We start from the raw sequence: 25717 nt of genomic DNA, 5'->3' as shown, positions 1-25717 counted from the left end.
CCCCCGTCATCGGCTCGCCCCCGCAGCACGCCCGGCGCCGGCCGACGCCGCGGCCCGTCCCACCGACCGGTCCGCCCGCCGGGCGAGACCGATCACCCCGGCCAGCCGCTCCACGGCCTCCGGTACCTCCCAGTCGTCGCGCCGCAGCGCGGCCAGCGCCGTCGCCGGGGCGACCAGCAGGTCCGGGGCGCCGGTCTCCAGCGCTCGTACCAGCACAGCCCAGCCCGCCTCCCACCGCTCCCGCTCCGGCCGCGCCCCGACGGCGGCCACCACCGCCTCCAGCGCCGCCTGACGCAGATCGCCCCGCACCGGCAGCTCGGCGGAGGGCGGATCAGCCAGCAGCGACTCCGGGTCCGGCAGGTCCATCCGGTCCAGATGGGCGAGGAGTTCGAGCCCGGGTCCGTCGCCCACCGCGCCCCGCACCAGCAGCGCCAGCACCTCCCGGGAGACGGAGGCCGCTGTACCGAAAGCCAGGAGGGTCAACGCGGCCTCCCAGCTCCGGGGCGAGGGCCAGGCACCGCCGCGCCGTGTCTCGGTGCTCGGCAGCCGGTGGATCAGCGTCGGCCGGGCTTCCAGGAAGCCGCAGACCGCATGCCGGGCGAAGGCCACCGCCTCCGGCAGCCGCTGCGGCACCAGCCGGGGCAGCTCTGCCCGGGGCCAGACGCCGCCCAGCCCGCGCACCACCACGTCCCGGTCGTGCACCCAGTGCAGATGCACGAACCGGTTGGCCAGCGGCGGGCTCAGCTCCCACCCGTCCGCCGCCGACGCGCGCGGATTGGCGGCGGCCACGATCCGTACGCCCGGCGGCAGTTGCAGCGCACCGACCCTCCGCTCCAGGACGACCCGGAGCAGTGCGGCCTGGACCGCCGGGGTGGCGGTGGAGAGTTCGTCCAGGAAGAGCAACCCCCGCCCGGCCCGTACGAGTTCTACGGCCCACTGCGGCGGTGCCATCGGCACCCCCTGCACCGCCGGATCGTCGCCCACGATGGGCAGCCCGGAGAAGTCGGACGGCTCGTGGACGCTGGCGATCACGGTGGTCAGCGGCAGGTCGAGGGAGGTGGCGAGTTGGGTCAGGGCCGCGGTCTTGCCGATGCCCGGTTCGCCCCAGAGCAGCACGGGCAGGTCGGCCGCGACGGCCAGGGTGAGCGCTTCGAGCTGCTCGTCGGGGCGCGGTTCGGTGGTGGTCGACCGCAGGAGAGCCAAGAGGTCATCGGCGAGGGTGAGTTGGGTGACGACTTCGGTAGTGCCGGCGAGGGCGGGTGCGGATATGGGCAGAAGCGTGCTGGACGTCATGGGCATCACCTGGGGTGGGATAGGGGAACGGGACGGCCCGTCCCCGGAGATGTCGTGGTGTCGTGGCGCGTGCGCGAGCAACGCGCTGTTGAGGAAAGGGGCTTCGCCGGTGCAGGCGGTGGGGCTGGTGCGGTGGGTCAGCGGGCCAGGCTTGTGCGGGGCCGGGCCCGGCTGGTCCGCTTGCGGCGCACGGCAGGAGGCGTACGACGGTCGAGCCGGGGGCGGTGGCCTGCCTCCGTGCGACCCGCGCCCGAGGCGTTCTCGTCCCCCATCGCGCCGGCACCGGGGTGCGCGGTGAAGAGCCCCGAGCGGAAGAGCCCGTGGTCGATGCGGCGGGCCGCGGCCGACTCCAGTTCCTCCCGGAGCGGCCCGTCGCGCAGGACCGCGGCGGGACCGAGCAGCCCCTCGACCACGGCCAGCGCTCCGGCGATGTCACCGTGGCCGAGCCGTTCCCGGACCGCCGGCAGTGCCTCCGGACTGCGGTGCACCGCGTCGATCGCCCGCAGGCACGGCAGCGCAGGCCCACCGAGCGCCACCAGCAGCTCCTCCCGGCGCAATTGGGCCGGGTCGTGGTCGATCGCCGTCAGCACCCCGTCCCGCAGTGCGATCCGGTGGACCTCACCGCGGCATTCCACCCGGTGCGGATCGGCGGGCTCGGGGCCAGGACCGGCCACCGGAGCCGAGCCGTACGCCGCCAGTGCCGCGGCGACGAGCGGATGCAGTCGCTCGGGCGCGACCAGCCCGGCGCGCAGCAGCTCCAGATCCGGAAGGACCCGGGCCGCCGCCTCCGGCAGCACCGGAAGCGCCGCGATCTCCTGCGCCGGCAGCGCCTCCCGCAGCGGCCGGAACGTCGGGGCATGGCTGTCGTCGGGGGCGGCGAGTTCGAGCACGGAGCGGCTGCGCGCACCGAGCCGCACGGTGAAGGCCCCGCGAGGACGCCTTTCGGCCCGCAACAGCAACTCCGCCTCGGCAGCCCAACTCGCCTCCGCCCACGGGGAATCATGGACGGTGGGCAGGTCGGGCGGCGCCATGGAGGATGCGCCGCACCGCCGTGCCAGTTCCCCGCTCCGCCCGGAGTCCCAGAGATGCCGGTGCAGGTCGAGCCGGAAACGCCGGTCGGGATGCGGGTGCGGGTGCGCAAGGTGCTGCCCGGGGGCTTCGTTCCCGGACCCCTCCCACAGGGCCAGGGACATCCACTGTCCGGCGTCCGCCCAGGCCGGCGGTGTCCGCACCACCAGTCGCAGTGGCGTGGGGCCGGAACTCCGGTAATGCGCGAGGGAGATGGTGAGGCCGGGCCGCAGCCGCCCGTCGGGGGCGATCCGGGGCATGTGCCAGCGGAGCAGATCAGGCGCCAGCCGACGCAGATCCGCGCGGAGACGGGTGACGAGATCGGTGCCGTGGCGGTCGCGCACGGCGCGCAGATCGAAATCGACGTCGACTCGGGCGGCGGCGCAGGCCCCCGCCCAGTCACCGACCGCACGCCGTGCGGTCGCGGTCTCGATCATGGACGATGGCACGGCGTACTCACGCACGCGCTGCCACATCAACAGGCGGCTCGGAATCTCGTTCGCGAGGTGATGTGCCATCAGCACTCACCTTGCGCGAACGATTCCCCCATTCCGTACGAGGAGAGGTTCATCACCCGAGCATCATAGGACACTGTTTCTCTCGGTGGCGGCGCCGTGGAACTCTAGGTTCGATAGGCCGTGGAGATCTGGCCGACCAGGACGGCGAAGGGCATGTCGAGGACGGCGTAGAGGGCGCCTGCCTCGGGGGAGGCGTTGTCGGCCAGGGCCTCGACCATGAGGGTGGCGTAGTCGCTGACGACGACGCCGGCCTGGTGCATACGCAGCAGGCCGGTCTCCCTCTTGGCCTGGCTGAAGGTGCCGGAGGCGTCCACGGCGACGTACGCGTCGTGCCCGGCCGCTGTCGCGGAGATCGCGGGCAGCGCCGCACACACCTCGAGCGACACCCCGGCGAAGATCAGCTTCTGCCGCCCGGTGGCCTCGATGGCGCCGCGCACGTGCTCGTCGTGCCAGGCGTTGACCGTGCTGCGGTCGATGATCTTCTGCCCGGCGGGCAGTGCCCGGACCAGTTCGGGGGTGGTCGGCCCCCACATGCTGTCGGCCGCGGTGGTGGTGACGACCAGCGGCATGTCCAGCACGGTCGCCGCCCGTGCCAGCGCCACCACGTTGTGCTTCAGCTCTCCGACGGGGATGTCCCGGACGCCCGACAGGAGACCCACCTGGTGGTCGACCAGGACCACGGCGGCGTTCTCTCGGGTGATCGGCTCCAGGAACGTGCTGTGCTCGCTCATCTTCCGCTCCTTCGGGGGTTGAGCCACAGCCTTTTGGTCACTAAATTGGATAGTCAATTTTCATGACCATCTGCCAGTGTATACCTCGCTGGTGCACAGCACGGCGGCGTACGGCCGCCGAGGCGGGAGAGACCTTGACCGGGCACCAGGTTGCGGAACCGGACCTCGGCGTGCTCGCCGCCCGGATCCTCTTCTCCGTGCAGCGCGAGCTGTTCGCCGCGCTCGCCGAGCAGGGCTTCGACGACATCCAGCCCCGCGCTGGCGCCGTCCTCGCGTACCTGCGCGCCGATGGCGTCCGCGCCAGCGAACTCGCCCGCGCCTCCGGACGGCACAAGCAGGTCATCGGCTCCCTCGTCGACGACCTGGAACGCCTGGGCTACGTCGAACGCAGACCCGACCCCGCGGACCGCCGGGCCAAGCTGATCTGCCCCACCGAACGCGGCCTGCTCCAGATGGAGGCCGCCGCCTCCATCATGCGCACGATCGAGGAACGCCACGCGAAGGCTCTGGGCAGACGGGAGTACGCCGCTTTCAAGGCGGCCCTCCAACGCGTGGCCGACGTGCAAGCCGAAGCCCAGCACGACGATCAGGCGCCGGGACGAAGTCAGGGCGACTGAGGCGGCCTGCGCCGTCCGAGGCCGCTGGGTGCCGAGGGCGAGGAGCAGCCGCAACGGGCTGTTGTGGGCGGAACTCGTCGTGGAGAGACACGACGCCCCCTAGAGGTCGAGGACGACTTCGTCGGCCGGTCGGCTGCAGCAGACGAGGACGGTGCCGGCTTCCGGGAGTTCGAGGGGTGGGGTGGTGTAGGTGACGTCGCCCGCCATGAGGTGGGTGACGCAGGTGTGGCAGACACCGGTGCGGCAGGACCAGCGGGTGGGGATGTCGCAGGCTTCGGCGAGGTCGAGCAGTGAGGCGTGGGCCGGTGACCACGGGGTGCTGATGCCGCTGCGGGCGAAGGTGATGAGGGGTCCGGTGCCCCTGGGGCCCGGCGGCTGGTGCGGCCGGACGGCGGCGGTCGGCGTGACGCCGGGGTTGATGGCGGGAAGGGCGCTGAACTGTTCCGTGTGGACCCGCTCGGCGCGCAGACCGTGATCGCGCAGGTAACCGCCGAGGTCCTCCATGAAGGCGGTGGGCCCGCAGAGGTAGGCGTCCGCCTCGGCGGGGATGCCCAGGGCCGTGAGCGCCGGGGCGGTCGGGCGGCCCCGGGTGATGTGGTGCTCGCCCGGGGGCGGGGCTTCGGAGGTGTAGTAGATGTGCTCGTGGGCGTCGGGGAGTTGTGCCAGGAGGGCGTGGGACTCGTCCGCGAACGCATGGTGGGCGCGGTCGTGCGCGGTGTGGATCCACCAGACGGGGCGCGGGTCTCGTGCGTCGGCCAGCCGGTGGAGCATGGCGAGCACGGGAGTGGCGCCGATCCCCGCGGAGATGAGGGCGATCGGGCGGGTTCCTGCTTCGAGTACGAACGTTCCTCGGGGGCTTGCGATGTCCACGAGGTCCCCGGGGCGCAGCGTGGCATGGATGTAGCCGCTGACCTTCCCACAGGATTCGTGCTTGACGCTGATGCGGTAGGTCTGGGCGGTTGACGCGGAGGACAGGGAGTAGCTGCGCACCGTGGGGACGGTGTCGCCGACGGCGAGCCGGATGGAGAGGTACTGGCCCGGGCGGGCCTCGGGCAGGGGCGTGCCGTCGGCGCTGTCGAGGTAGACCGACAAGACGTCGGGGGTCTCGGGGACGATGCGGGCGACGCGCATGGCCCTGAAGCCCGGCCACCCCGGCTCCTCCCTGGACTGCCGGGTGCTCGCGCGTTCGCCCGGCCATCCGGGTTCCTGTGTGGGCTGCTGGGCGGCGGCGAGTTCGCGGAAGGACTGCTGCCATCCGGGGCTGAGGGCGGGGATGTTCAGCGCTTTGCGCAGCTTCGCGGGGTCGCGGTCGGGGAGGTAGAGCAGCGCGTCGGTGTCGGCGACGCTGAGTTCCTCGGGCCCCTTGCGGGTGAGGGTGATCCCGTCGCCGGCCTGGACACACCCCTCGGTGAGCACGCGCAGGTAGAAGCCGGGGCGGTGGTGGGCGACCAGCAGGGACGCCATGGTGGGTTCGCCGAGGCGCATACCGACGCGGTAGCAGGTGACGCGGGGCTGGGTGACCTCGAATTCGGCCTCGCCGATGCGGTACCGGTCGCCGATGCGCACTTCGTCGTCGGGCAGTCCGTCGACGGTGAAGTTCTCCCCGAACATCCCGAAGACCAGGTCGTCGCGGCCGAGCTGCTTTCGCCAGTACCGGTAGGACTCAGACTGGTAGACGAGGACGGCGCGAATCTCGCCGCCGTGCCCGGCCAGATCTCCTTGGCCGTCTCCGTCGACGTTGAGCCGCCGGACCATGCGGGGACCCTGGACGGGGGTCTTCCAGGCTCCGGTGTGGACGGTCCTTCCCTGCCATGAGACGTCGGTGGGCATCCCCACGTTGACGGACAGCAGCGTCGCCATCGCGGACCTCCTGCGGGGTGGTCGGCCGGGGCAGCCGGAGCGGCCCCTCATGGCGCTGTGATCTGTGCGCTGGGATCGATCCTAGTTCTTGGGCCGGCAGGAGGCGCGTTCGTCCGCGGTGGACGGCAAGGGGCACAGCCAAAGACAAAGGCAAGGAGCACCCACTCCTTGCCACTTTCAACCTATAGCGCACCAGGGGCCTTGCGGCAAGACCCGGGTCGTGCCGCAGAATCTCCACTCGAAGCCGGAACCTGCGGAAACAGGTAATTCGCGAAGTATGTGCGCTTTGTCGGCGTACGGGTGTTGCGTGCCGCCGGACCGCGCGGGGCGGCCGACTGGCGGAATCCCATCTCCTTGAACGGGCGTATTGATGATTGACGTGATCGTGGTCGGCGGCGGACCCACCGGCTTGATGCTGGCCGGCGAGCTGCGACTGCACGGCGTGCACGTAGTCGTGCTGGAGAAGTTGACCGAGCCGACCGGGCAGTCCCGTGGGCGCGGCCTGCACACGCGCAGCGTCGAGATGATGGACCAGCGCGGTCTGCTGGACCGGTTCCTCGCGGTCAGTGAGAAGTTCCAGGTCGGCGGTTTCTTCGGCGGCATCCACAAGCCGTGGCCGGACCGGCTGGACACGGCACACCCGTACGGCCTCGCCATCCCGCAGCCGGTCACCGAGCGGCTGCTCAACGAGCACGCCCTCGAACTCGGTGCCGAGATCCGGCGCGGACGCGAAGTGGTCGGGCTGAGCCAGGACGAGGACGCGGTGACCGTCGAACTGGCCGATGGCACGCACCTGCGCTCGCGCTACCTCGTCGGCTGCGACGGCGGCCGCAGCACCGTGCGCAAACTGCTCGGTGTCGGATTCCCCGGCGAGCCCGCCACGGTCGAGACCCTGCTGGGCGACATGGAGGTGACCGAGGATCCGGCGACGGTCGCCGCCGTCGTCGCGGAGGTCCGCAGGACACAACTGCGGTTCGGTGCCATTCCCGACGTGGACGGGCACGCGGGGCTGTACCGCATCGGCGTGCCCGCGGACGGCGTGGCCGAGGACCGTGCGACCGCGCCGACCCTCGAGGAGTTCAAGAAGCGGCTACGGGCCGTCGCGGGCACCGACTTCGGGGCGCACTCGCCGCGCTGGCTGTCCCGGTTCGGCGACGCCACCCGGCAGGCCGAGCGCTACCGGGTGGGCCGGGTACTGCTGGCCGGCGACGCGGCGCACATCCATCCGCCGACCGGCGGGCAGGGGCTCAACCTCGGCGTGCAGGACGCGTTCAACCTGGGCTGGAAGCTGGCAGCCGAGGTCAACGGCTGGGCACCGGAGGGGCTGTTGGACAGCTACCACGCCGAACGGCACCCGGTGGGCGCCCGGGTGCTGGACAACACCCGCGCGCAGATGACGCTGCTGGGGACCGATCCGGGTGCGACCGCGCTGCGGGAGCTGTTCTCGAAGCTGATAGACTTCGAGGAGGTGAACCGGTACGTGACCGGGATCATCACCGCGGTCGAGGTCCGCTACGACTTCGGCGAGGGCCACGAACTGCTCGGCCGGCGGCTGCGGGACGTGCGGCTGAAGCGGGGGCGCCTCTACGAGTTGATGCACGGTGGACGCGGGTTGCTGCTCGACCCAACCGGCCGCCTATTGATGGACGGTTGGGCGGACCGGGTCGATCACGTCGTGGACGTCAGCGAGGAGTTGGACGCGCCCGCGGTACTGCTGCGGCCGGACGGCCATGTGGCGTGGGTCGGTGAGGATCAGCAGGATCTGCTCAGCCGGCTGCCCAAGTGGTTCGGGGCGGCCGCCAGTTGAGCGGCGCGCGCCGACACGATCGCACTGATCCTGGCGGCGGGGGGACGACGCCCGGGCCGTCGTCCCCCCTCCCCGCCCGATGCCACCTGGCCGGGCGTGGCCGTCGCGCCACCGGTCTTCAGCGCAGAGTGAGCGGGGTCTCGGACTCGACGCGGGACAGCTTCTCCGGGTTGCGGACGTAGTAGAGGCCGGTGATGCGGGCGTCCTCGACACGGGCCGCCATGATGCCGTCGATCTCGCCGTCCAGGCGCACGAAGAGCGCCGGGCCGCCGTTGACCAGCGTGGGGTCGATGGTGAGTTTGCCCCGGACCTTGCCGGCGCCGCCGACGAACATGCGGACCACCTTCTCGGCGCCGACGACCGGCCGCAGCGCGGCCTGCTTGACGCCGCCGCCGTCGCTCATCAGGACGACCTCGGGCGCGAGCACGTCGAGGAGGCCCTGCAGGTCCCCGGTCTCGAACGCGCGCTGGAACGACTCCAGGGCCGCACGGGTCTCGCTGGGGGAGACCACCTTGCGCGGGCGGCGGGCGTCGACGTGCCGGCGCGCGCGGTGCGCGATCTGGCGGACGGCCGCGGGGCTCTTGTCGACGGCCGCCGAGATCTCGTCGTAGCCGACCTCGAAGACCTCGCGCAGTACGAAGACGGCGCGCTCCGTCGGCGACAGCGTCTCGAGGACGAGCATCAGCGCCATCGACACGCTCTCGGCCAGCTCGACGTCCTGGGCCACGTCCGGCGCGGTGAGCAGCGGCTCGGGCAGCCAGGGACCGACGTACGCCTCCTTGCGGCGCTTCATCGCGCGCAGCCGGTTGAGCGACTGCCGGGTGGTGATCCGTACCAGGTAGGCACGTTGGTCGCGCACCTGCGCCAAGTCGACCTCGACCCACCGCAGCCAGGTCTCCTGGAGGACGTCCTCGGCGTCGGCAGCCGATCCGAGCATCTCGTAGGCGACGGTGAAGAGCAGGTTGCGGTGGGCGATGAACGCCTCGGTCGCCGGATCAGTGGTGCGGTCGTTCATGTCTCGACCCCTCTCCTTCGCGGACGGCCCTGTCGCCGAGGGCATTCAAGCGTGCATGCACAGCACGGTCCTTCTCGTCGGTGGCCGTTCGATCCGAGCGGCTTGTTCGGTGTCCACGCGTGCCTGTCTAGGCTGCCCGTGCGCCGGCGGCCGGTGTCTTGCCGCGCCGGGTCTCCAGCAGTTCCTGGCGCTTGGCACCTCCCGAGACGCGGTGCAGGCCGTACGAACCGGGCTTGCGTGCCTCGCCGGCCAGGTGCTTGACGATGCCCCTGCACACGAACTCCTTGACCTTCGCGCCGGCGCGACCGCCGATGTGGAACCACAACGCGACGTCGTACCGGTGGGCGAACTGGAAGATGCCGGCGCGTCGGCCCAGGCTGATGCACTGGCCGGCGAACACCTGGTTGAGGGCCGAGGGCCGCTCGCCCGTGATCCGGCTGAGCACCGTGTCGGCGGCCCGCGCGCCCAGAGGGATCGCGGCCTGGCAACTCATCCGCAACGGCAGGTCCGACGGTGCCGCCGAGTCCCCGGCCGCGACGACGCGCTCGTCGTCCACGCTCGTCAGCGTCTCGTCCGTGAGCAGGCGGCCCAGGGCGTCGGTGCTCAGCCCGCTGCGCGCGGCCAGGTCCGGCACGCCGAAGCCGGCGGTCCAGACGGTCACCCGGCTCGGCAGCTCGCGGCCGTCACCGAGCCGTACGGCATCGCGGGTCACCGCCGTCACCTCCGTGCCGGGGCCGTCGAGCACGGTCACCCCCAGCGCCGCCAGCCGCCCGGCCACCGAGCGTCGGCCCCGAGGGTGCAGGTACGGGCCGAGCACCCCACCGCAGACCAGGGTCACGGTGCGTCCGGCCTCCGCGAGCTCAGCGGCGGTCTCGATGCCGGTGGGACCCGCTCCGACGACCGTCACGGCGGCCGTCGCGGGAGCGGCGTCGACGATCGGCTGCAGCCGCTGTGCCTCCTCCAGGGTGGCGATCGGGTGGGCGAACTCGGCGGCGCCGGGCACGCGCGGGTCGGCGCTGCCACTGCCCACCGCGTAGACCAGGTAGTCGTAGCCGACCGTGCCGCCGGTGGCCAGTGTCACGCGGCGCGCGGGCGCGTCGATCCGTGTCGCGGAGTCGACCACCAGCCGGACGCCGTCGGCCAGGACGTCCCGGTAGTCGACGACGGCGTCGTCGGTCCCGCCCACCAGTTGGTGCAGGCGGATCCGGTGGACGAAAGCCGGGCGCGGGTTGATCAGCGTCACCGTCACGTCGTCGCGCCGCGTCAGGCGGTTGGCGGCCATGACGCCGGCGTATCCGCCACCGATCACGACGACGTCCGTGTTCTCCACCATGGTGTCTCCTCCGTTTTCAGGGGTTCGGCCTCAAGACACCGCGTGGTCGGCCGCTGTGACAGCGTGTGAGGCGGATCACTGTCGCGGACGTGGGTCCGCTCCGAAACACGCGAGGGAAGCCGCGGCCGGGCGGCCAAGGGCAGGCGTCGGGATCCGAGCCGCTCGGCACGGTGGCGAGCAGGTGTTACTCGGCTGAGGCGTCGCGCGTGCGCTGGTAGTGGCGCCGTGCCTTCATCCGGTTGCCGCAGACGGCCATCGAGCACCAGCGGGCCTTGTCGGTCTTGCTGCGGTCGACGAGGAAGCGCCGGCACTCGGGATTGGCGCACGGCCGCAGCCGGCCGGGGATCGTCCGCTGAACCGCGCTCCACGCCAGCACCGCTTCCACCGCCATGCGGCGCTCCGCAGGGGTGTCCAGCTCCCACGACACCCCCTCGGGCGACATGTGCGGGCGGGAGGTGACGTCTTTCAGGAGCGGGGTCAGCGATGTGGCGGGCCGGGTACCGCGCACCACTTCCTGTAGGGCATCCCGCGCCTCTACGAGGCTGCGCCGCTCGTCCTCGGTTCCGCTGCCGCCGTGGGCCCGCTGCCAGGACCCGGCCGCTTCCGGATCCGCCAGCTGGTCCTGGACGACACCGTTGACCACCGGCGTGCTGTTGAGGAGTTCCAGCAGCGCGTCCTGCCGCTCCCGCTCGGTCGCCATGGCGCCCCCTAACCGAATTGGCTCGCTTGACAGGTTACACGCCGCGCCACGTCGACCAGCCAGCGTCGGTAGACACTGTCTACGCCCACTGGTAGACAGTGTCCATGGGTGAGGAGAGCTCCCTTCGGGAGCGGTTGATCGATGCCGGGGTGGACCTTGTGCTGACCGAGGGGTCCGCATCCGTGGGCCTGCGGGAAACGGCCCGTCGAGCGGGGGTGTCGCACGGGGCGCCGCGCCGGTACTTCCCCACGCACCACGCGCTGCTGTCCGCCATCGCCCGTCGCGGTTTCGAGGACCTCGGCGCCCGGTTCGAGGCCGCGGTCGCCGGCGCGACCGCACCGCGCGCCCAGTTGGAGGCCATCGCGCGGGTGTACGTCGGGTACGCGCTGGAGCGCCGCGGCATGTTCGAGCTGATGTTCCGGCACGACCTGCTCGACAGCGGGCCGCAGGCACCGGACCAGTCGCAACTGCGCCGGACGGCCCTCCCGCTGTTCGGGCATATCACCCAACTCGTCGCCCGATGCCGATCGGAGCGGGATGCCGCGCAAGGCGGCGACGGGCCGGGCGAGGCCGCACCGCCGCCTGCCATGACCGCCGCCGCCCTGTGGTCGAACCTGCACGGAATAGCCCAGTTGTGGGCCTGGGGAAGCCTGCAACTGGCCCTCGACACCCTGCCGTTGGACGACGACCCCGATGACGGCCAGTGCGACCGGCTCATCGCGGCCGTTCTGGCCGCCCACCTCGGCCCGGTGGCCTCGTGACCGCGCCCGCCCAGCGGCAGCTCGCGCTTCTGGCCAGCGTGGCCGGTGCGGTGATCGTCGCGCTGGACGGCACCATCCTGCTCGTGGCGCAGCCCAGCCTCCGGCGCGATCTCGGCGCGAGCATGGCGCAGATCCAGTGGACGAGCACCGGCTATCTGGTCGCGGTGGCCGCGTTACTCGTGATCGCCGGGCGCCTCGGGGACCGGTACGGACATCCGCGCCTGCTGCTCGTCGGCGTCCTCGGTTTCGGGGCTGCCTCGGCCGGGATCGCGCTCGCGCCGACCGTCGGCTGGGTGGTGGTCCTGCGTGTGGTGCAGGGCGGGTTCGGAGCGCTCCTGCAACCCGCGACGCTCGCGCTGCTGCGGCTGACGCATCCCTCGGAACGGCTCGGCACGGCGATCGCCGTCCGCACCAGTGCGATCGCGGTCGCCGCGGGGTCCGGTCCGATCCTCGGCGGTGTTCTCGTGGTGCACGGGGGCTGGCGTGCCGTGTTCTGGGTCAACGTGCCCGTCGCGTGCGTCCTCGCCGCCCTCGTCCTCGCCGTGCGGACGCCGGCACCCGGACGTGTCGACTCCTCGCGGCTCAACCTCCCCGGTGCGGGCCTGCTCGCGATCGCGCTCGCGGTGCTCGTGCACGCTCTGGCCGGCGTACCCGCGCGGGGGTGGACCGCGGCGCCGACGCTGCTCGAACTCCTCGCGGTCGCAGGCGCCATGGCGCTGCTCGTCCGGCACGAGCGGCGGGCCGCACATCCGATCGTCCCGCCTGCCGTGGCGCGGTCCGCGCCCGTGACGGCCTCGATGGCCATCCTGCTGGTCACGTCCGCCGGCCTGTTCGGCGCACTGTTCAGAGCCACGTTCCAGCTCCAGGACACCCTTGGCCTCGACCCGCTCACCTGCGGTCTGCGCGTCCTTCCGCTGACCGTGTTCATGGTCCTCGGCTCACCCGTCGCGGGCGCCGCGCTGCGCCGGTACGGAGCGCGGCGCACCGCGATCGCGGGCACGGGCCTCGTCGTGGCCGGGATCGCCGGGCTGTCCCGGCTCGATGCGGCCGGTCCGTGGATCGTCATGGGCGCGGCCTTCGCCGTCATCGGTGCCGGTTTCGCCACGGTGATGGTCACCGCCACCGGGACCGTCGTCGGCGACGCGCCGCCGGGGTACGCGGGGGTTGTCGGTGGGCTCAAGCAGACCGCCATGAACATCGGACCGACCCTCGGCATCGCCGTCGCGGCCGGCGCGACCGGGTCCGCCGTTTCGACGACGAGCTCCGCCCTGCCGGCCCTGGCCGCACTCACTGCCCTCGGCCTGCTGCCGGCCTGGCGGCTCACAACCTAACCGGTGAAAGTGTCTTGACTGGTTAGGATGGAAAGTGCTCGACTGGATACATCACGACGGAAGCTCGAGAGATGGGTGAGAGGCATGGTCCACGCAGTCCACCACCGCACGGCCACCGTCAACGGTCTTGAGGTCTTCTACCGGGAGGCCGGCGATCCCCAGGCGCCCGTGGTCGTGCTCCTGCACGGCTTTCCGACCAGCTCGCACATGTTCCGCCACCTGATCCCGGCGCTCGCGGACCGGTACCGCGTGATCGCCCCCGACCACATCGGGTTCGGCCAGTCGGCGATGCCCTCCCCGCAGGACTTCCCGTACACCTTCGACGCCCTCACCGAGATCACCTCCGGACTGCTCCAGCGGCTGGGCGTCGACCGGTTCGCGATGTACGTGCAGGACTACGGCGCCCCCATCGGATGGCGTCTCGCCCTCCAGGCCCCGGACCGCGTCACCGCGATCATCACCCAGAACGGCAACGCCTACGAGGAGGGCTTCGTCAAGCCCTTCTGGGACGGCGTCTTCGCCTACGCCAAGGCACCCGGGCCGGCCACCGAAGCCCCCGTGCGGGGCGCCCTGACCCCCGATGTCACACGCTGGCAGTACGTCAACGGGGTCGCCGACCCCAGCCTGGTCAGCCCCGACAACTGGGTCCACGACCAGGCCCTGCTGGACCGGCCGGGCAACGACGAGATCCAGCTCCGGCTCTTCCGCGACTACCCCTCCAACGTGGACCTTTACCCCGAGGTCCACCGGTACTTCCGCGACTCCCGGGTCCCGCTGCTGGCGGTCTGGGGAGCCAACGACGAGATCTTCGGCCCCGACGGCGCCACGGCGTTCGGCCAGGACCTGCCCGATGCCGAGATCCACCTGATCGAGTCCGGGCACTTCGCCCTGGAAAGCCACCTCGGCACCATCGCCGAGCACATCCGCGACTTCCTCGCCCGCGTCCTCGCCTGACGCGGACTACCGCTGTTCGCGGGTGGTGGCGAAGCGTCTGCGGTAGTGGGTCGGCGTGGTGCCCAGATGGCGGGCGAAGGCGCGGCGGAGGGTCTCGTCCGTGCCGAGCCCGCTGTGCTGCGCGGCCGAGGTCACGCTGTGGCCTTCGAGCAGCAACTGCTGGGCGCGGTCGAGACGGACCCGCTCCACCCAGCGTGCGGGCGTGGTGCCCAGTTCGGCGCGGAACAGCCGGGCCAGATGCCGAGGGCTGACGGCGACGGACGCGGCCATGGCGGGCAGGCTGTGGTCGGCGGCCGGATCGGCGAGCACGGACGCGATCAGCGGGCGGAGCAGGTCACCGCGGGGAGGCGGGGTCGTGATGGCCGTGGAGAACTGCGACTGCCCGCCCGGACGCTGCATGAAGACGACCAGTTCACGCGCGACGTTCCTCGCCACGTCGGCGCCGTGGTCGTCCTCCACCAGGGCGAGCGTCAGGTCGATGCCCGCGCTGATGCCCGCGGAGGTGACGTACCGCCCGTCGCGGATGTGCATGGCGTCCGGCTCGACGTACACACGGGGGTAGCGGCGGGCGAACACGGCCGCGTGCCGCCAGTGCGTCGTCGCACGGCGGCCGTCCAGCAGGCCCAGTTCGGCCAGGACGAAGGCGCCGGTGCACACCGAGGCGACCCGTGGCGCCCGCGCGGTGACGGCGCGGGTCGCGGCCAGCAGCTCGTCCTCGATCGGCTGCTGGGCCAGCCGGTCGCCTCCGGCGACCACGACCGTGTCGACCGGGCCCGCGTCGGCCGCCCGGACCGTACCGGTCAGGGCCAGTCCGGCGGAGGTGGTGACCGTCCCGCCCCGCGGGGAGACCAGCACCAGCTCATAGCCGGGAGCGAGCCGACCCGCCTGATGCAGAACCTCCGACGGACCGCTGACATCGAGCATGGTCACCCCCTCGAAGACGACGAAGCCAACCCGATGCGTCATGTCCGAATCCGTGGTTCTCCTGGCAGCAAAGACATGGCCCAGCGTACGTCGTCCGGTGAACCCTGGAGGCGGATCACCGATCCAGGCAAGGCCAGGCGAGAAAGGCGGACGAACGATGAACGATGTGATCGCAGGAGTGCGGATCCCTGACACCACCCTGGTACGGGAGGCGACCGAACTGGTCAGCGACGTCGCCTCGCCGCTGCTCTTCCACCACTCCCGGCGGGTCTTCCTGTGGGGATCGCTGCGCGGCCGGGAGCAGGGGCTCGACTTCGACCCCGAACTGTTCTACGTGGGCGCGATGTTCCACGACCTCGGGCTCACGAAGCGTATGCGCCGCACCGACCAGCGCTTCGAGATCGACGGCGCCGACGAGGCCCGCCGCTTTCTGCACGCCCACGGCATCACCGGCGAGCCGGCCGACCGTGTCTGGACGAGCATCGCCCTGTACACCACCCCGGAGATCCCGCTGCACATGGCACCCGAGATCGCCCTGGTGACCCGCGGAGTCGAACTGGACGTGCTGGGGATCGGCTATCACGCGGTCTCCGACGAGGAGCGCGCTGCGGTCGTCGCCGCGCACCCGCGCCCGGATTTCAAGAACCGGATCCTCGCCGCGTTCACCGAAGGCATCGAGGAACGCCCCGATACGACCTTCGGGAACATCAAGGCCGACGTCCTGGCCCACTACGTCCCCGGCTTCCGGCGCACCGACTTCGTCGAAGTCATCAAGAACTCCGACTGGCCCGAATGACCGGCTTCACCCCCGCCGGATTCCCTCTTCGACGCTCCGGATTGAGACGGAGCTGACACCGTCCGCAATTCCATGTACGCGACACAACTCGATAGGGTGGCGTTAAAGGTTGCCTAAAGAAACCACCAAGTCGGACAGGGAGAACAACCGTGGGCGCTGCGCGCATGAGTGGTACGCCGTTGCCGGGAATCGGGGTCCGCTACGACCTCAGCACACGAGAACAGCGCCGTCTGTCCGTGGTCGCGCACCGGGACGGAACGCGGACCCTGAGCGCGTACCGCGAGGACGATCCCGACGCCTGCGCTCTGTCCGTGCGTCTGACCGCCGGGGAGGCGGCGGCCGTCATCGACGCGCTGATGCCGGCGCATCACAGCCCCAACCTGCTGTCGACGACCGAGTTGGGGCTGGTGGCGGAGCGCGTCGAACTGTCGGCGACCTCGTACTGGAACGGGCGGCTGCTGGGTGAGACCCGGATGCGTACCGAGACCGGTGTGTCGATCGTGGCGGTGCTGCGGCGGGCCGAGGCGATCCCGTCCCCCGGGCCGGACCTCCGGCTCGCGGGCGGGGACACGCTGATCGTGATCGGCACACGCGAGGGCGTCGACGGCGCCGCGACGATTCTCGGGCGGGAGTGATACGCATGCATTCGTCTGCGGTCTTCCTGATCGAGTTCGGCGCGATCATCCTTGGTCTGGGGTTGCTGGGCCGGTTCGCCGGGCGCTTCCAGTTCTCACCCATCCCCCTGTATCTGCTGGCCGGGCTCGCCTTCGGCCAGGGCGGACTGCTCCCGCTGGACACCAGTGAGGAGTTCGTCGCCATCGGCGCCGAGATCGGCGTCATTCTGCTGCTGCTCATGCTGGGGCTGGAGTACACCGCCAGTGACCTGGTCTCCAACCTCAAGACCCAGTACCCGGCCGGGCTCGTCGACGCCACGCTCAACGCCCTGCCCGGCGCCGCCATGGCGCTGCTGCTGGGCTGGGGGCCGGTGGCGGCGGTCGTCCTGGCGGGGGTGACCTGGATCTCCTCGTCCGGTGTGATCGCCAAGGTCCTGGGCGATCTGGGACGGCTGGGCAACCGGGAGACCCCGGTGATCCTCAGCATCCTGGTCCTCGAGGACCTGTCCATGGCCGTGTACCTGCCGATCATCACCGCCCTGCTGGCCGGCGCGGGCCTGGCGGCGGGCAGCGTCACGCTGGCCATCGCCCTCGGGGTCGCCGCTCTGGTGCTGCTGGTGGCGGTGCGGTACGGCCGGCACATATCGCGCTTCGTCTCCAACGACGACCCCGAGAAGCTGCTGCTGGTCGTGCTGGGCCTGACCCTGCTGGTCGCGGGGCTCGCACAGCAGCTGCAGGTCTCGGCGGCCGTGGGCGCGTTCCTGGTCGGCATCGCCCTGTCCGGCGAGGTGGCGGAGGGCGCGCACAATCTCCTGGCTCCGCTGCGTGACCTGTTCGCCGCGGTGTTCTTCGTGTTCTTCGGACTGCACACCGACCCGCAGAGCATTCCGCCGGTGCTGGTCCCGGCGCTGGCCCTGGCCGTCGTCACCGCGATGACCAAGATCGCCACCGGGTACTGGGCCGCCAAGCGGGCCGGTGTCTCCGTCAAGGGACGCTGGCGCGCGGGCGGCACGCTGGTCGCCCGGGGCGAGTTCTCCATCGTCATCGCCGGGCTCGCCGTCACCGCCGGGATCGAACCCGACCTGGGCCCGCTGGCCACGGCGTACGTGCTGATCCTCGTCATCCTCGGCCCGCTCACCGCCCGCTACACCGAACCGGTGGCCCGGCGCCTGACCGTCCTGTTCGGCAAGACCGCGCCGGCCGGCGGCGCACCGGCCGAGGGCTGGGCACCGGAATCCGGGCCGCAGGAGACGGCGGCCGGTCAGGAGGCGGCGACCGACCAGGGCACGGTCGGCCGGTCGTGATCGGGACGGTCTGCCGATCAGGGCACGGGCGGCCGGTCATGAGCGAGACGGTCCGCCGGTCATGAGTGACACAGCCGGCGGATCATGACTGAGGACGGCCGGTGGCACTGACGGAGCACCGCACGGTCCCGCTCCTCGCCGTCCCGGCCGTCCACCGCGGTGCGGCCGTCCGGCGAGTCGTCGCAGTCAGGGCCGGGGCGGGGGGACCCGCTGTCTGCGCGCGGTGCGCTGGGGGTCGCACAGTTCCGCGGCCATTCCGGCCAGGACCATGCCGGTGACGATCAGCAGTCCGTGGGCCAGCGTGATACCGGTGCCCAGCGCCACCAGGGCGAGGGCGAACAGCGGCCAGGCCCGGGTGCGCCGGTATTCGCGTGGCGGGCAGGGGCGTCCGGCCCGGAGGGCGCGGGCGAACCGGGGATCGTCCCGGTACACGCGAGCCGCGATCTCGCCGAGCAGCTTGTCATCGGTTCCGGGCATGACGCGCTCCTCTCGGCACGCGGCGGCGGGCAGGCGCCACAGCCGGCGGTCGGGCCGTGCGGACGGAAACCCGCGCGCGACCAGGCCGCCGGGGCACTGCCGCCATCGGTGCCGGGCTCCTCTCGTGACTCGACGGACTCGCGGCTTCTCTCCCCAGTCGGGGGCGCCGCGGCCCGCACCCGTGCCCGGGCAGGCGGCAACGTCAGGCCACACGCCGGTACGACCGTCGAAAGGGGGTTTGACTCCACCCTCACCCGGCGCCGAGGGCTGCCGCCATCGGGTCCAACACCCATTTACGGGCGGCTCGGACCCCCAGAGACGGCACCGAATGGGTGCCGGACCCGATGGACCCGGCCCGGCGGCCGCCCGCATCAGGCCCTGCATCACGCCCTGACCCACCGCCTGACCAGGGAAATGAACGCCGTCTCGTGCGCCTTGACCTCGGAGAGGTCCTTGAAGGTCACCAGGGCCCGGTCGCCGGAACGCCACCGCATCAGACCGCTGTCGTCGTCGAACGTGAACGAGGCGGCGTCGTCCTTCACCTTCGCGCCCCGATGGAAGACGAGTTGGACGTCCCTGGACCTCAACTGGAAAGTCACCCGGTCGACTCCGCCGTAACAGAAACTCGGAGCCTTCCACTTCACCTGCTCGGTGATCAGCGGATCCGCCCGCAGGATCGCGGCGCGCAGGTACTCGACCGCTTCCCTCTGCGGATGATCGACCGCCTCCATCAGCTGGTCGACCTCACCACTGCGGCCAGTCGTCATCCGGCGTACCCCTCCTGGCGGTCGGCCGCGGGGCACCCCCGCGCTTCACCAGAGTGGCATGCGGCGGTCGCTCGCAGGGCTGCCGCGGCTCAAGCCGCGGCCAGGGGCTCGGCGACACGCGCATCGCGGAGCACGCGGCAGACCTCGCCGACGACCCTGCCGTGCAGCGGCAGCGAGACGTGGCCGACGGCCCGCACGGGGACGTTGCGTATCCGCAGGTCGGGGTGGACCAGCCGGGCGTTGGCGGCGGGGACGATCAGTTCGTCGAGGTCACTGTGGAACGCCACGAAACGGGTCTCGCAGCCGGGAGCGGGCCCGGCGAGCTCCGTGAGCACGTCGCTGCCCGGCCGGAGCTGCCGGATCGCCCGAAGCGGCAGAGGCACCGCCGCGGCCAGCGTGCCGTGGTGCGGGGCGCCCAGGGTGACCAGGGTGTGCACGCGGGCGTCGCCGCCCAAGCGCTGCGCGTAGTAGCGGGCGACCATGCCGCCGAGACTGTGGCCGATCACGTGGACACGCTCATGCCCGCTGCCCTCGCAGATCCGCTCCACCTGCTCCGCCAGCAACCGCGCGGCGCTGCGGACGTCGTTGCTCAGCCAGTTGTAGTTCAGCACGGCGACCCGGCGAAAACCCGCCTGCCGCAGGCCGCGTCTCATCACGTGGAAGATCGCCCGGTTGCTGAACAGGCCGTGGACCAGCAGGACCGGGCTGTCGGCGGAGACGGCCGGAAGGGCCACAGCGCCGTCCGACGGCGCCGCCCGATGGGATCCGGGCCCGCGGCGCTCCCCGCCCTCGCCAAGGCCGGACGGGTACAGGGCCAGTGCCGCGACGATCGCGGCCACCTCCACGGCGGCGCCGAACACGGCTCCGGGCAGTGAACGGACCGGGAGCAGACTCCCTCGGGAACCCGGCGGCTCGGCCGGGCCAGGAGGAGTTACTCCCGTGCTGCGACATACGGAAAGATCCCGTCCGGAAAGAATCATGGCTCGACTCCTCACGCCGCCAGGGGCGCGCGCTGCTGGGAAACCACGCGGCGGAGCACGCCCCGCCGCACGGAGAAGGCTCCGGTCCGAGCCCGCGCCCGAGGGCTGCCGCCGAACGGAAACCGGCTGGTGATGCCCGTCCGCTCCAACGGATTGCGGGGACGTTATGCCGAAGTTTCCGCTGGTAGCAATGGTTTGGTGGCCGACCTCACACGCGGATCACGAGCGGCGACCGGACGATTTCGGCGAGACATCATTTTGGCGGGATCATGTCATGTCGCACATCCGCCAATGAATGCCGCTTGTCGAGAACATGACGATGATACTTAGTTGTTCGTCGGCGGATGCATCTCATCCGCTGTCGACCTTGAACCAGCGCACGGGTCGACCCCAGCTCATCAGCATGGGAGTCACACAATGCGCACTTCGAGGCATTCCAGACCAGCCGCACGGAGGATCTCTGCGCGGCTGGCCGCCTTCACCGCGGCGGCCGTCGCCGTCATGGCCGCGGGCTTACCCGTCGCCCAGGCCGCCACCGACGCCGCGCAAGCCACTCGGGGCGCCGCCGCCGCCGCGACACACCCCGGCGTGGAACAGGTCTGCAGCACGCCCGAGAAGGGCGATTTCGGCTGCATGGCGCTGCGCCGCACCGACATCAAGGCCGCCAAGGGCGTCCAGCCGATGGCCACTACCCCGAGCGGCTTCGGAGCGGCCGACCTGCAGAGCGCGTACAACCTGCCGGCCAACGGCGGAGCGGGCCAGACGATCGCCATCGTCGACGCCTACGACGACCCCACCGCCGAGGCCGACCTGGCCGTCTACCGCCAGCAGTACGGCCTGCCGCCCTGTACCACCGCCAACGGCTGCTTCAAGAAGATCGACCAGCGCGGTGGCACCAACTACCCGGCCCCGGACAGCGGTTGGGCAGGTGAGATATCGCTCGACCTCGACATGGTCTCCGCGGCCGCCCCCAACGCCAACATCCTGTTGGTCGAGGCCGACAGCGCCAGCTTCGCGAACATCGCCGCCGCCGTCGACCAGGCCGTCGCGCAGGGCGCCAAGTATGTGTCCAACTCCTACGGCACCGGCTACACCTCCACGCCGGGCAGCGGTGAGGACCCGTCCGAGACCACGGACTTGGACCCCCACTACAACCACCCGGGTGTAGCGATGGTCGCCTCCTCCGGCGACGACGACTACGGCGTCTCCTACCCGGCCGTCTCGCAGTTCGTGACCGCGGTCGGCGGCACCGCCCTGAAGCAGGACACCACCACCGCCCGCGGCTGGTCCGAGTCGGTGTGGCACAACAGCTACGGCGGCCCGGGCTCGGGCTGTTCGCTGTACGAGCCCAAGCCGGCCTTCCAGAAGGACACCGGCTGTGCCATGCGCACCGTCGCCGACGTCTCCGCGGTCGCCGACCCGGTCACCGGCGTCTCGGTGTACCAGACCTACGGCGGCTCCGGATGGGCCGTGTACGGCGGCACCAGCGCCTCCGCGCCGATCATCGCCGGCGTGTACGCCGTGGCCGGCACCCCCGCCGCGGGCAGCTACCCGAACTCGTACCCGTACGAGAACCCGTCCGCGCTCAACGACGTGACGGCGGGAGCCAACGGCAGCTGCAACCCGGCGTACCTGTGCACCGCCGGGCCCGGCTACGACGGGCCGACCGGCCTGGGAACGCCCAACGGCACCGCGGCCTTCCGCAGCGGCCCGCACGGCGAGGTCTCCGGCAGCGTCACCGACTCCTCCGGCAAGGCACTCGCGGGCGCTTCCGTCGTGGCCGGTGACTACCGGGCGACGACCGACGCCCAGGGCCACTACAGCCTGACCGTGCCGCCCGGCACCTACGACGTGACCGCGGCTGCCTACGGGTACAGGACCAAGACGACCACCGGGGTCACCGTCGTCGAGGACGGGACCGTCAAGGCCGACTTCGCGCTGGCCGCGGTGGCCCGGCAGACCGTCAGCGGCAAGGTGACCGACGGCTCCGGCCACGGCTGGCCGCTCTACGCGAAGATCGCCGTCGAAGGTATGCCCGGCGCCCCGGTCTTCACCGACCCGTACACCGGCGCGTACAGCGTCGACCTGCCGCAGGGGGAGAGCTACACCCTGCACTTCACCGCCGTGTACCCCGGCTACAAGGAGGTCACCAAGCAGGTGACCGTGGGTGACTCGGCACAGTCCCTGAACCTCGCGGTCCCGGTCGATGCCCAGGCGGCCACGGCCGCCGGATACGCCGTCAAGCTGACCGGCCCGACCGAGCCCTTCGACTCCACCACCGCGGCCCCGGACGGCTGGAGCGTGGTCAACGCCGACGGCACCACCGGCGGCTGGGACTTCGGCGACCCCGGCAAGCGCGGCAACCACACCGGTGGCTCCGGCGGCTTCGCCATGGCCGACAGCGACCACTACGGCAGCGGCAAGAAGCAGGACAGCTCGCTGATCTCCCCGGTCTTCGACCTGACCGGCAACTCCAGCCCCCAGCTCTCCTTCGACACCGACTACAAGAGCTACAGCGGCCAGACCGGCACCGTCGACGTCACCACCGACGGCGGCGCCACCTGGACCAACGTCTGGACCCGCACCACCACGCTCACCGGCCCGTCCCACGTCGAGGTCCCGCTGGCCGCCTACGCCGGCAAGTCCGGTGTGCAGTTGCGGTTCCACTTCACGGCCACCTGGGGCTACTGGTGGGCGCTCGACAACGTGTTCGTCGGCAAGCGTGCCTACGAGCCCGTCACCGGTGGTCTGGTCGCCGGTACCGTGACCGACGCCAACACCGGCGAGGGCATCGTCGGCGCCACCGTCGTCAACGCGGACGCCGCGCAGGACAAGGCCGTCACGGCGGCCACTCCGGACGACCCGACGCTCGGCGGCGGCTTCTACTGGATGTTCACCACCAAGACCGGCAGCCACGCCTTCACCGCCTCCAAGTCGCGCTACACCGACCTGGCCAAGACGGTGGACGTGGCAGCGGACAGCACCACCCGGGCGGCCTTCAACCTGAAGGCCGGCAAGCTGGTGGTCACCCCCGGTTCGGTCGACAAGACGCTCGACTGGGGCGCGAAGGCCACCCAGAACCTGACGGTGAAGAACACCGGCGGGGCGCCTGCCACCCTCGCCCTGGACGAGCAGCCCGGCGGCTTCACGATGAAGTCCACCGGCGGTGCGCCGCTCAACCTGGTGAAGGGCAGCTACTCACCGCTCTCCGCGGCCAAGACGGACGGCAGCGGGAAGAAGGAGCCCGCCGCAGTGGCAAACGCGGCCGGAGATGCCTGGCAGCCGGTGGCCAACCTGCCGACCACCGTGCAGGACAACGCGGTCGCCGCCGACGGCGGCAAGGTCTACTCCGCCTTCGGTTACACCGGCAGCGCGGACACCAACGCGCTGTACGCGTACGACCCCGTCAGCGGCTCCTGGTCCAAGCTGGCCTCCGCCACCGACACCCGTGAGGCCCCGGCCCGCGGCTTCATCGGCGGCAAGCTGTACGCGGTCGGCGGCTGGGGCGCCAGCGGCGACCCCGACGCCAAGCTGGAGGTCTACGACCCGGCCTCCAACACCTGGACCACCAAGGCGTCCTCGCCCAAGCCGTACGCGGGCTCGGGCAGCGCGGTGCTCGGCGGCAAGCTGTACGTCGTCGGCGGCTGCACCGCCAACGCCTGCGGCACCAAGGACGTCACGGTCTACGACCCGTCGTCCGACAGCTGGTCGCAGATCGCCTCGTACCCGGAGTCGATCTCCTGGGAGGCCTGCGGCGGCATCGCCGGCAAGCTCTACTGCGCGGGCGGCACCACCGACGCCGGCTCGGTGAAGCACGCCTACGTCTACGACCCGGGCGCCGACAGCTGGTCCGCCGTCGCCGACCTGCCGATCGACCTGTGGGGTTCGGCATCCAGCGTGGGCAACGGCCAACTGCTGGTCGCGGCCGGCGTCACCAGCAACAGCACCGCCATCACCAACCAGGGCTTCGCCTTCGACCCGGGCACCGGCGGCTGGACCGCCCTGCCCAACGCCAACAACTCCGTCTACCGCAGCGGCGGCGCCACCGGCTTCTACAAGGTCGGCGGCAACCCCGGCGGCAGCTTCACGCCGCCGGTGGCCACCGTGGAGGTGCTGCCCGGCTACGAGCAGGGCGGCGGCTCCACGGACGTCAGCTGGCTGTCCACCTCCCAGCAGAAGGTGACGCTCCAGCCCGGTGCGAGCACCACGATCACGGTCAGCCTGGACGCCTCGGTGGACGAGGTCACCCAGCCCGGCGCCTACACCGCCGCGCTGACCGTCCAGACCGACACCCCGTACGCCGGGGTCCCGGTCGACGTGAAGATGCGCGTCAGCCCGCCGAAGGACTGGGGCAAGTACACCGGCACCGTGCTGGGCGCCGACGGCAAGGGCGGCACCGCGCCGCTGGCCGGAGCGACCGTCCAGATCAACGCCGCGACGGTGAGCTACACCCTGCGGACAGGTAAGGACGGAACCTACGCCCTGTGGTTCGACAGCCGCCTCAACCCGGTCACCGTGATCGTGTCCAAGGACGGCTACCAGCCGGTGACCACCACTGTGAAGATCAAGAAGGGAGAGACGACGACGGGCGACTTCACGCTGAAGAAGTCCTCGTGACCTCATCCCCGTGAAACAGCCGCGGGCCGGCCCTTCGGGGCCGGCCCGTGCCGCACCCGGACCGCCCCGCGCGCCCGGGGCTCCAGCTGTGCGCCTCGCTGTGCGTAGTGCGAAAGAGTCCGTCGATCGCCCTGCGACCGGCACCGCGCGTGGGTGAGGATTGCGGCCATGGGATTGTCGACGGCGTTCACGGAACTGTTCGGTGTGGAGCATCCAATTGCCCTGGCGCCGATGGGCGGTTCGGCCGGAGGTGCCCTGGCGGCGGCGGTCTCGCGCGGCGGCGGGCTCGGGCTGCTGGGCAGCGGGAACGGGGACCGTGAGTGGCTGGCCCGCGAACTGCCCGTCCTGGCCGGCGCGTGCGACGGGAAACCCTGGGGCATCGGCTTTCAGACGTGGGCGATCGACGACGCCGCGATCGCGCGGGCACTGGAGCAGAGGCCGACGGCGGTGATGCTGTCGTTCGGCGACCCCGGTCCGTTCGCGGAGCGCGTCCGCAGCGCGGGTACGGCGCTGATCCTTCAGGTCACCGACCTGGAGGAGGCCCGCAGGGCGGTGGATCTGGGCGCGGACGTGATCGTGGCACAGGGCACCGAGGCCGGCGGACACGGCGCCCGGCACGGGCGGTCCACGCTGCCGTTCGTGCCCGTCGTGGCGGACCTGGCGGCGCCGGCACCGGTGCTGGCGGCCGGCGGGATCGCCGACGGGCGCGGCGTGGCGGCCGCCCTGGCGCTGGGGGCCGCCGGAGCACTGCTCGGCACCCGCTTCCAGGCCACCACCGAAGCCCTGGTCGCCCCCGCGACCGCCCGGGCGATCGTCGAGGGTCGTGGGGAGGACACCGAGCGCAGCAGGGTGCTGGACCTCGCCCGTGGTTCGCGGTGGCCGGCGCAGTACACCGCGCGCACCCTCGGCCACCCTTTCCTCGACGCATGGCGGGGCCGGGAGGACGAACTCGCGGCTGCCCCGCATGCCCGGCAGGCGTACCGGGAGGCCGTGACACGAGGCGAGGTCCCCCCACTGCCGCAGTGGGCCGGCGAGGGCATCGACCTCATCGACGACCTGCCGTCCGCGGCCGATCTGGTCGGCACCCTGGCCGCCCAGGCGGAGGAAGCGCTGGCCCGAGCCGGCAGGCGCTGACCGCGCGATCAGCGGGGAGCGGCGATCACGGCCGCTGCTCGGCACGTCGTGCGCCGACGGTTGACGGCCGAAGGGCCGAAGACCGCACGTGCGGTCTTCGGCCCTTCGGCGCAGCG

The 25717-nt window shown here is 71.7% G+C and carries 21 protein-coding genes; 10 read left to right on the top strand and 11 right to left on the bottom strand.

What is annotated here, in order from left to right; translation table 11 throughout:
• Positions 1 to 6: 6 nt before the first annotated feature.
• The 3 genes from ACIQFZ_RS10115 to ACIQFZ_RS10105 all read right to left on the bottom strand — a co-directional run bounded on the left by ACIQFZ_RS10115 (position 7) and on the right by ACIQFZ_RS10105 (position 3610).
• The gene (locus ACIQFZ_RS10115) at positions 7 to 1293 is read right to left on the bottom strand and encodes an AAA family ATPase (RefSeq protein ID WP_383058418.1); all 1287 of its coding nucleotides are present in this window, start codon (positions 1291 to 1293) and stop codon (positions 7 to 9) included.
• A 137-nt stretch (positions 1294 to 1430) separates the two neighbouring features.
• The gene (locus tag ACIQFZ_RS10110; protein WP_402691022.1) at positions 1431 to 2879 is read right to left on the bottom strand and encodes a hypothetical protein; all 1449 of its coding nucleotides are present in this window, start codon (positions 2877 to 2879) and stop codon (positions 1431 to 1433) included.
• A gap of 104 nt (positions 2880 to 2983) precedes the next feature.
• Entirely contained in the window at positions 2984 to 3610 is a 627-nt protein-coding gene (locus ACIQFZ_RS10105; RefSeq protein WP_402691021.1) for an isochorismatase family protein, read from the bottom strand.
• 134 nt (positions 3611 to 3744) lie between these two features.
• Here ACIQFZ_RS10105 and ACIQFZ_RS10100 point away from each other — a divergent pair, with 134 nt between their 5' ends.
• Entirely contained in the window at positions 3745 to 4227 is a 483-nt protein-coding gene (locus ACIQFZ_RS10100) for a MarR family winged helix-turn-helix transcriptional regulator (RefSeq protein WP_402691020.1), read from the top strand.
• A 99-nt stretch (positions 4228 to 4326) separates the two neighbouring features.
• On the opposite strand, the gene ACIQFZ_RS10095 is transcribed toward ACIQFZ_RS10100, so the two are convergent.
• Complete coding sequence (locus tag ACIQFZ_RS10095; protein WP_402691019.1) at positions 4327 to 6087, bottom strand: MOSC domain-containing protein; 1761 nt, start codon at positions 6085 to 6087, stop codon at positions 4327 to 4329.
• A 370-nt stretch (positions 6088 to 6457) separates the two neighbouring features.
• Here ACIQFZ_RS10095 and rox point away from each other — a divergent pair, with 370 nt between their 5' ends.
• Entirely contained in the window at positions 6458 to 7894 is a 1437-nt protein-coding gene (rox, locus tag ACIQFZ_RS10090; RefSeq protein WP_402691018.1) for a rifampin monooxygenase, read from the top strand.
• Positions 7895 to 8012: 118 nt separating this feature from the next.
• On the opposite strand, the gene ACIQFZ_RS10085 is transcribed toward rox, so the two are convergent.
• From ACIQFZ_RS10085 to ACIQFZ_RS10075, 3 genes are all read right to left on the bottom strand, one after another.
• Positions 8013 to 8909, bottom strand: coding sequence for an RNA polymerase sigma-70 factor (locus ACIQFZ_RS10085; RefSeq protein WP_365422955.1), 897 nt, complete (start codon positions 8907 to 8909; stop codon positions 8013 to 8015).
• A 127-nt stretch (positions 8910 to 9036) separates the two neighbouring features.
• On the bottom strand, positions 9037 to 10242 hold the full coding sequence (locus tag ACIQFZ_RS10080) for an NAD(P)/FAD-dependent oxidoreductase (protein ID WP_402691017.1): 1206 nt from the start codon (positions 10240 to 10242) through the stop codon (positions 9037 to 9039).
• Positions 10243 to 10426: 184 nt separating this feature from the next.
• A complete protein-coding gene (locus tag ACIQFZ_RS10075; protein ID WP_365422949.1) occupies positions 10427 to 10942 on the bottom strand; it encodes a CGNR zinc finger domain-containing protein in 516 nt (171 codons plus the stop codon).
• Positions 10943 to 11046: 104 nt separating this feature from the next.
• On the opposite strand from ACIQFZ_RS10075, the gene ACIQFZ_RS10070 reads away from it, so the two are divergent.
• The 3 genes from ACIQFZ_RS10070 to ACIQFZ_RS10060 all read left to right on the top strand — a co-directional run bounded on the left by ACIQFZ_RS10070 (position 11047) and on the right by ACIQFZ_RS10060 (position 13988).
• A complete protein-coding gene (locus ACIQFZ_RS10070; protein WP_402691016.1) occupies positions 11047 to 11703 on the top strand; it encodes a TetR/AcrR family transcriptional regulator in 657 nt (218 codons plus the stop codon).
• On the top strand, positions 11700 to 13034 hold the full coding sequence (locus tag ACIQFZ_RS10065) for an MFS transporter (RefSeq protein WP_402691015.1): 1335 nt from the start codon (positions 11700 to 11702) through the stop codon (positions 13032 to 13034). The genes ACIQFZ_RS10070 and ACIQFZ_RS10065 overlap by 4 nt, the downstream gene beginning before the upstream one ends.
• Positions 13035 to 13118: 84 nt before the next feature.
• The gene (locus tag ACIQFZ_RS10060; RefSeq protein ID WP_402691014.1) at positions 13119 to 13988 is read left to right on the top strand and encodes an alpha/beta fold hydrolase; all 870 of its coding nucleotides are present in this window, start codon (positions 13119 to 13121) and stop codon (positions 13986 to 13988) included.
• A 6-nt stretch (positions 13989 to 13994) separates the two neighbouring features.
• On the opposite strand, the gene ACIQFZ_RS10055 is transcribed toward ACIQFZ_RS10060, so the two are convergent.
• Positions 13995 to 14954 (bottom strand): GlxA family transcriptional regulator, encoded by a 960-nt coding sequence (locus ACIQFZ_RS10055; protein WP_365774915.1) that lies wholly within the window; start codon positions 14952 to 14954, stop codon positions 13995 to 13997.
• Positions 14955 to 15069: 115 nt separating this feature from the next.
• On the opposite strand from ACIQFZ_RS10055, the gene ACIQFZ_RS10050 reads away from it, so the two are divergent.
• From ACIQFZ_RS10050 to ACIQFZ_RS10040, 3 genes are all read left to right on the top strand, one after another.
• Entirely contained in the window at positions 15070 to 15708 is a 639-nt protein-coding gene (locus ACIQFZ_RS10050; RefSeq protein WP_402691013.1) for an HD domain-containing protein, read from the top strand.
• Between the two features lie 164 nt (positions 15709 to 15872).
• Positions 15873 to 16343, top strand: coding sequence for a TrkA C-terminal domain-containing protein (locus ACIQFZ_RS10045; protein WP_365429582.1), 471 nt, complete (start codon positions 15873 to 15875; stop codon positions 16341 to 16343).
• Positions 16344 to 16348: 5 nt separating this feature from the next.
• Positions 16349 to 17626 carry a cation:proton antiporter gene (locus tag ACIQFZ_RS10040; RefSeq protein WP_402691012.1) on the top strand — a complete coding sequence of 426 codons (1278 nt, stop codon included), beginning with the start codon at positions 16349 to 16351 and terminating at the stop codon, positions 17624 to 17626.
• Between the two features lie 186 nt (positions 17627 to 17812).
• Here the strand turns inward: ACIQFZ_RS10040 and ACIQFZ_RS10035 are convergent, their stop codons facing one another.
• The 3 genes from ACIQFZ_RS10035 to ACIQFZ_RS10025 form a co-directional block, all read right to left on the bottom strand.
• Entirely contained in the window at positions 17813 to 18103 is a 291-nt protein-coding gene (locus tag ACIQFZ_RS10035) for a DUF3040 domain-containing protein (RefSeq protein ID WP_383058433.1), read from the bottom strand.
• A gap of 383 nt (positions 18104 to 18486) precedes the next feature.
• The gene (locus ACIQFZ_RS10030; RefSeq protein ID WP_402691011.1) at positions 18487 to 18870 is read right to left on the bottom strand and encodes a DUF1801 domain-containing protein; all 384 of its coding nucleotides are present in this window, start codon (positions 18868 to 18870) and stop codon (positions 18487 to 18489) included.
• Positions 18871 to 18959: 89 nt separating this feature from the next.
• The gene (locus ACIQFZ_RS10025) at positions 18960 to 19730 is read right to left on the bottom strand and encodes an esterase/lipase family protein (RefSeq protein WP_383058437.1); all 771 of its coding nucleotides are present in this window, start codon (positions 19728 to 19730) and stop codon (positions 18960 to 18962) included.
• 537 nt (positions 19731 to 20267) lie between these two features.
• Here ACIQFZ_RS10025 and ACIQFZ_RS10020 point away from each other — a divergent pair.
• Positions 20268 to 24467 carry a carboxypeptidase regulatory-like domain-containing protein gene (locus ACIQFZ_RS10020; RefSeq protein ID WP_402691010.1) on the top strand — a complete coding sequence of 1400 codons (4200 nt, stop codon included), beginning with the start codon at positions 20268 to 20270 and terminating at the stop codon, positions 24465 to 24467.
• Positions 24468 to 24635: 168 nt separating this feature from the next.
• The gene (locus tag ACIQFZ_RS10015; RefSeq protein ID WP_402691009.1) at positions 24636 to 25601 is read left to right on the top strand and encodes an NAD(P)H-dependent flavin oxidoreductase; all 966 of its coding nucleotides are present in this window, start codon (positions 24636 to 24638) and stop codon (positions 25599 to 25601) included.
• The last annotated feature ends 116 nt before the right edge of the window (positions 25602 to 25717 follow it).

Origin of the sequence: Streptomyces sp. NPDC093064, from assembly GCF_044754605.1 — a bacterium.
Classification (GTDB): domain Bacteria; phylum Actinomycetota; class Actinomycetes; order Streptomycetales; family Streptomycetaceae; genus Streptomyces.
Note: the sequence above shows the minus strand (reverse complement) of the source record. Positions and strands in the feature narration are given on the sequence as shown.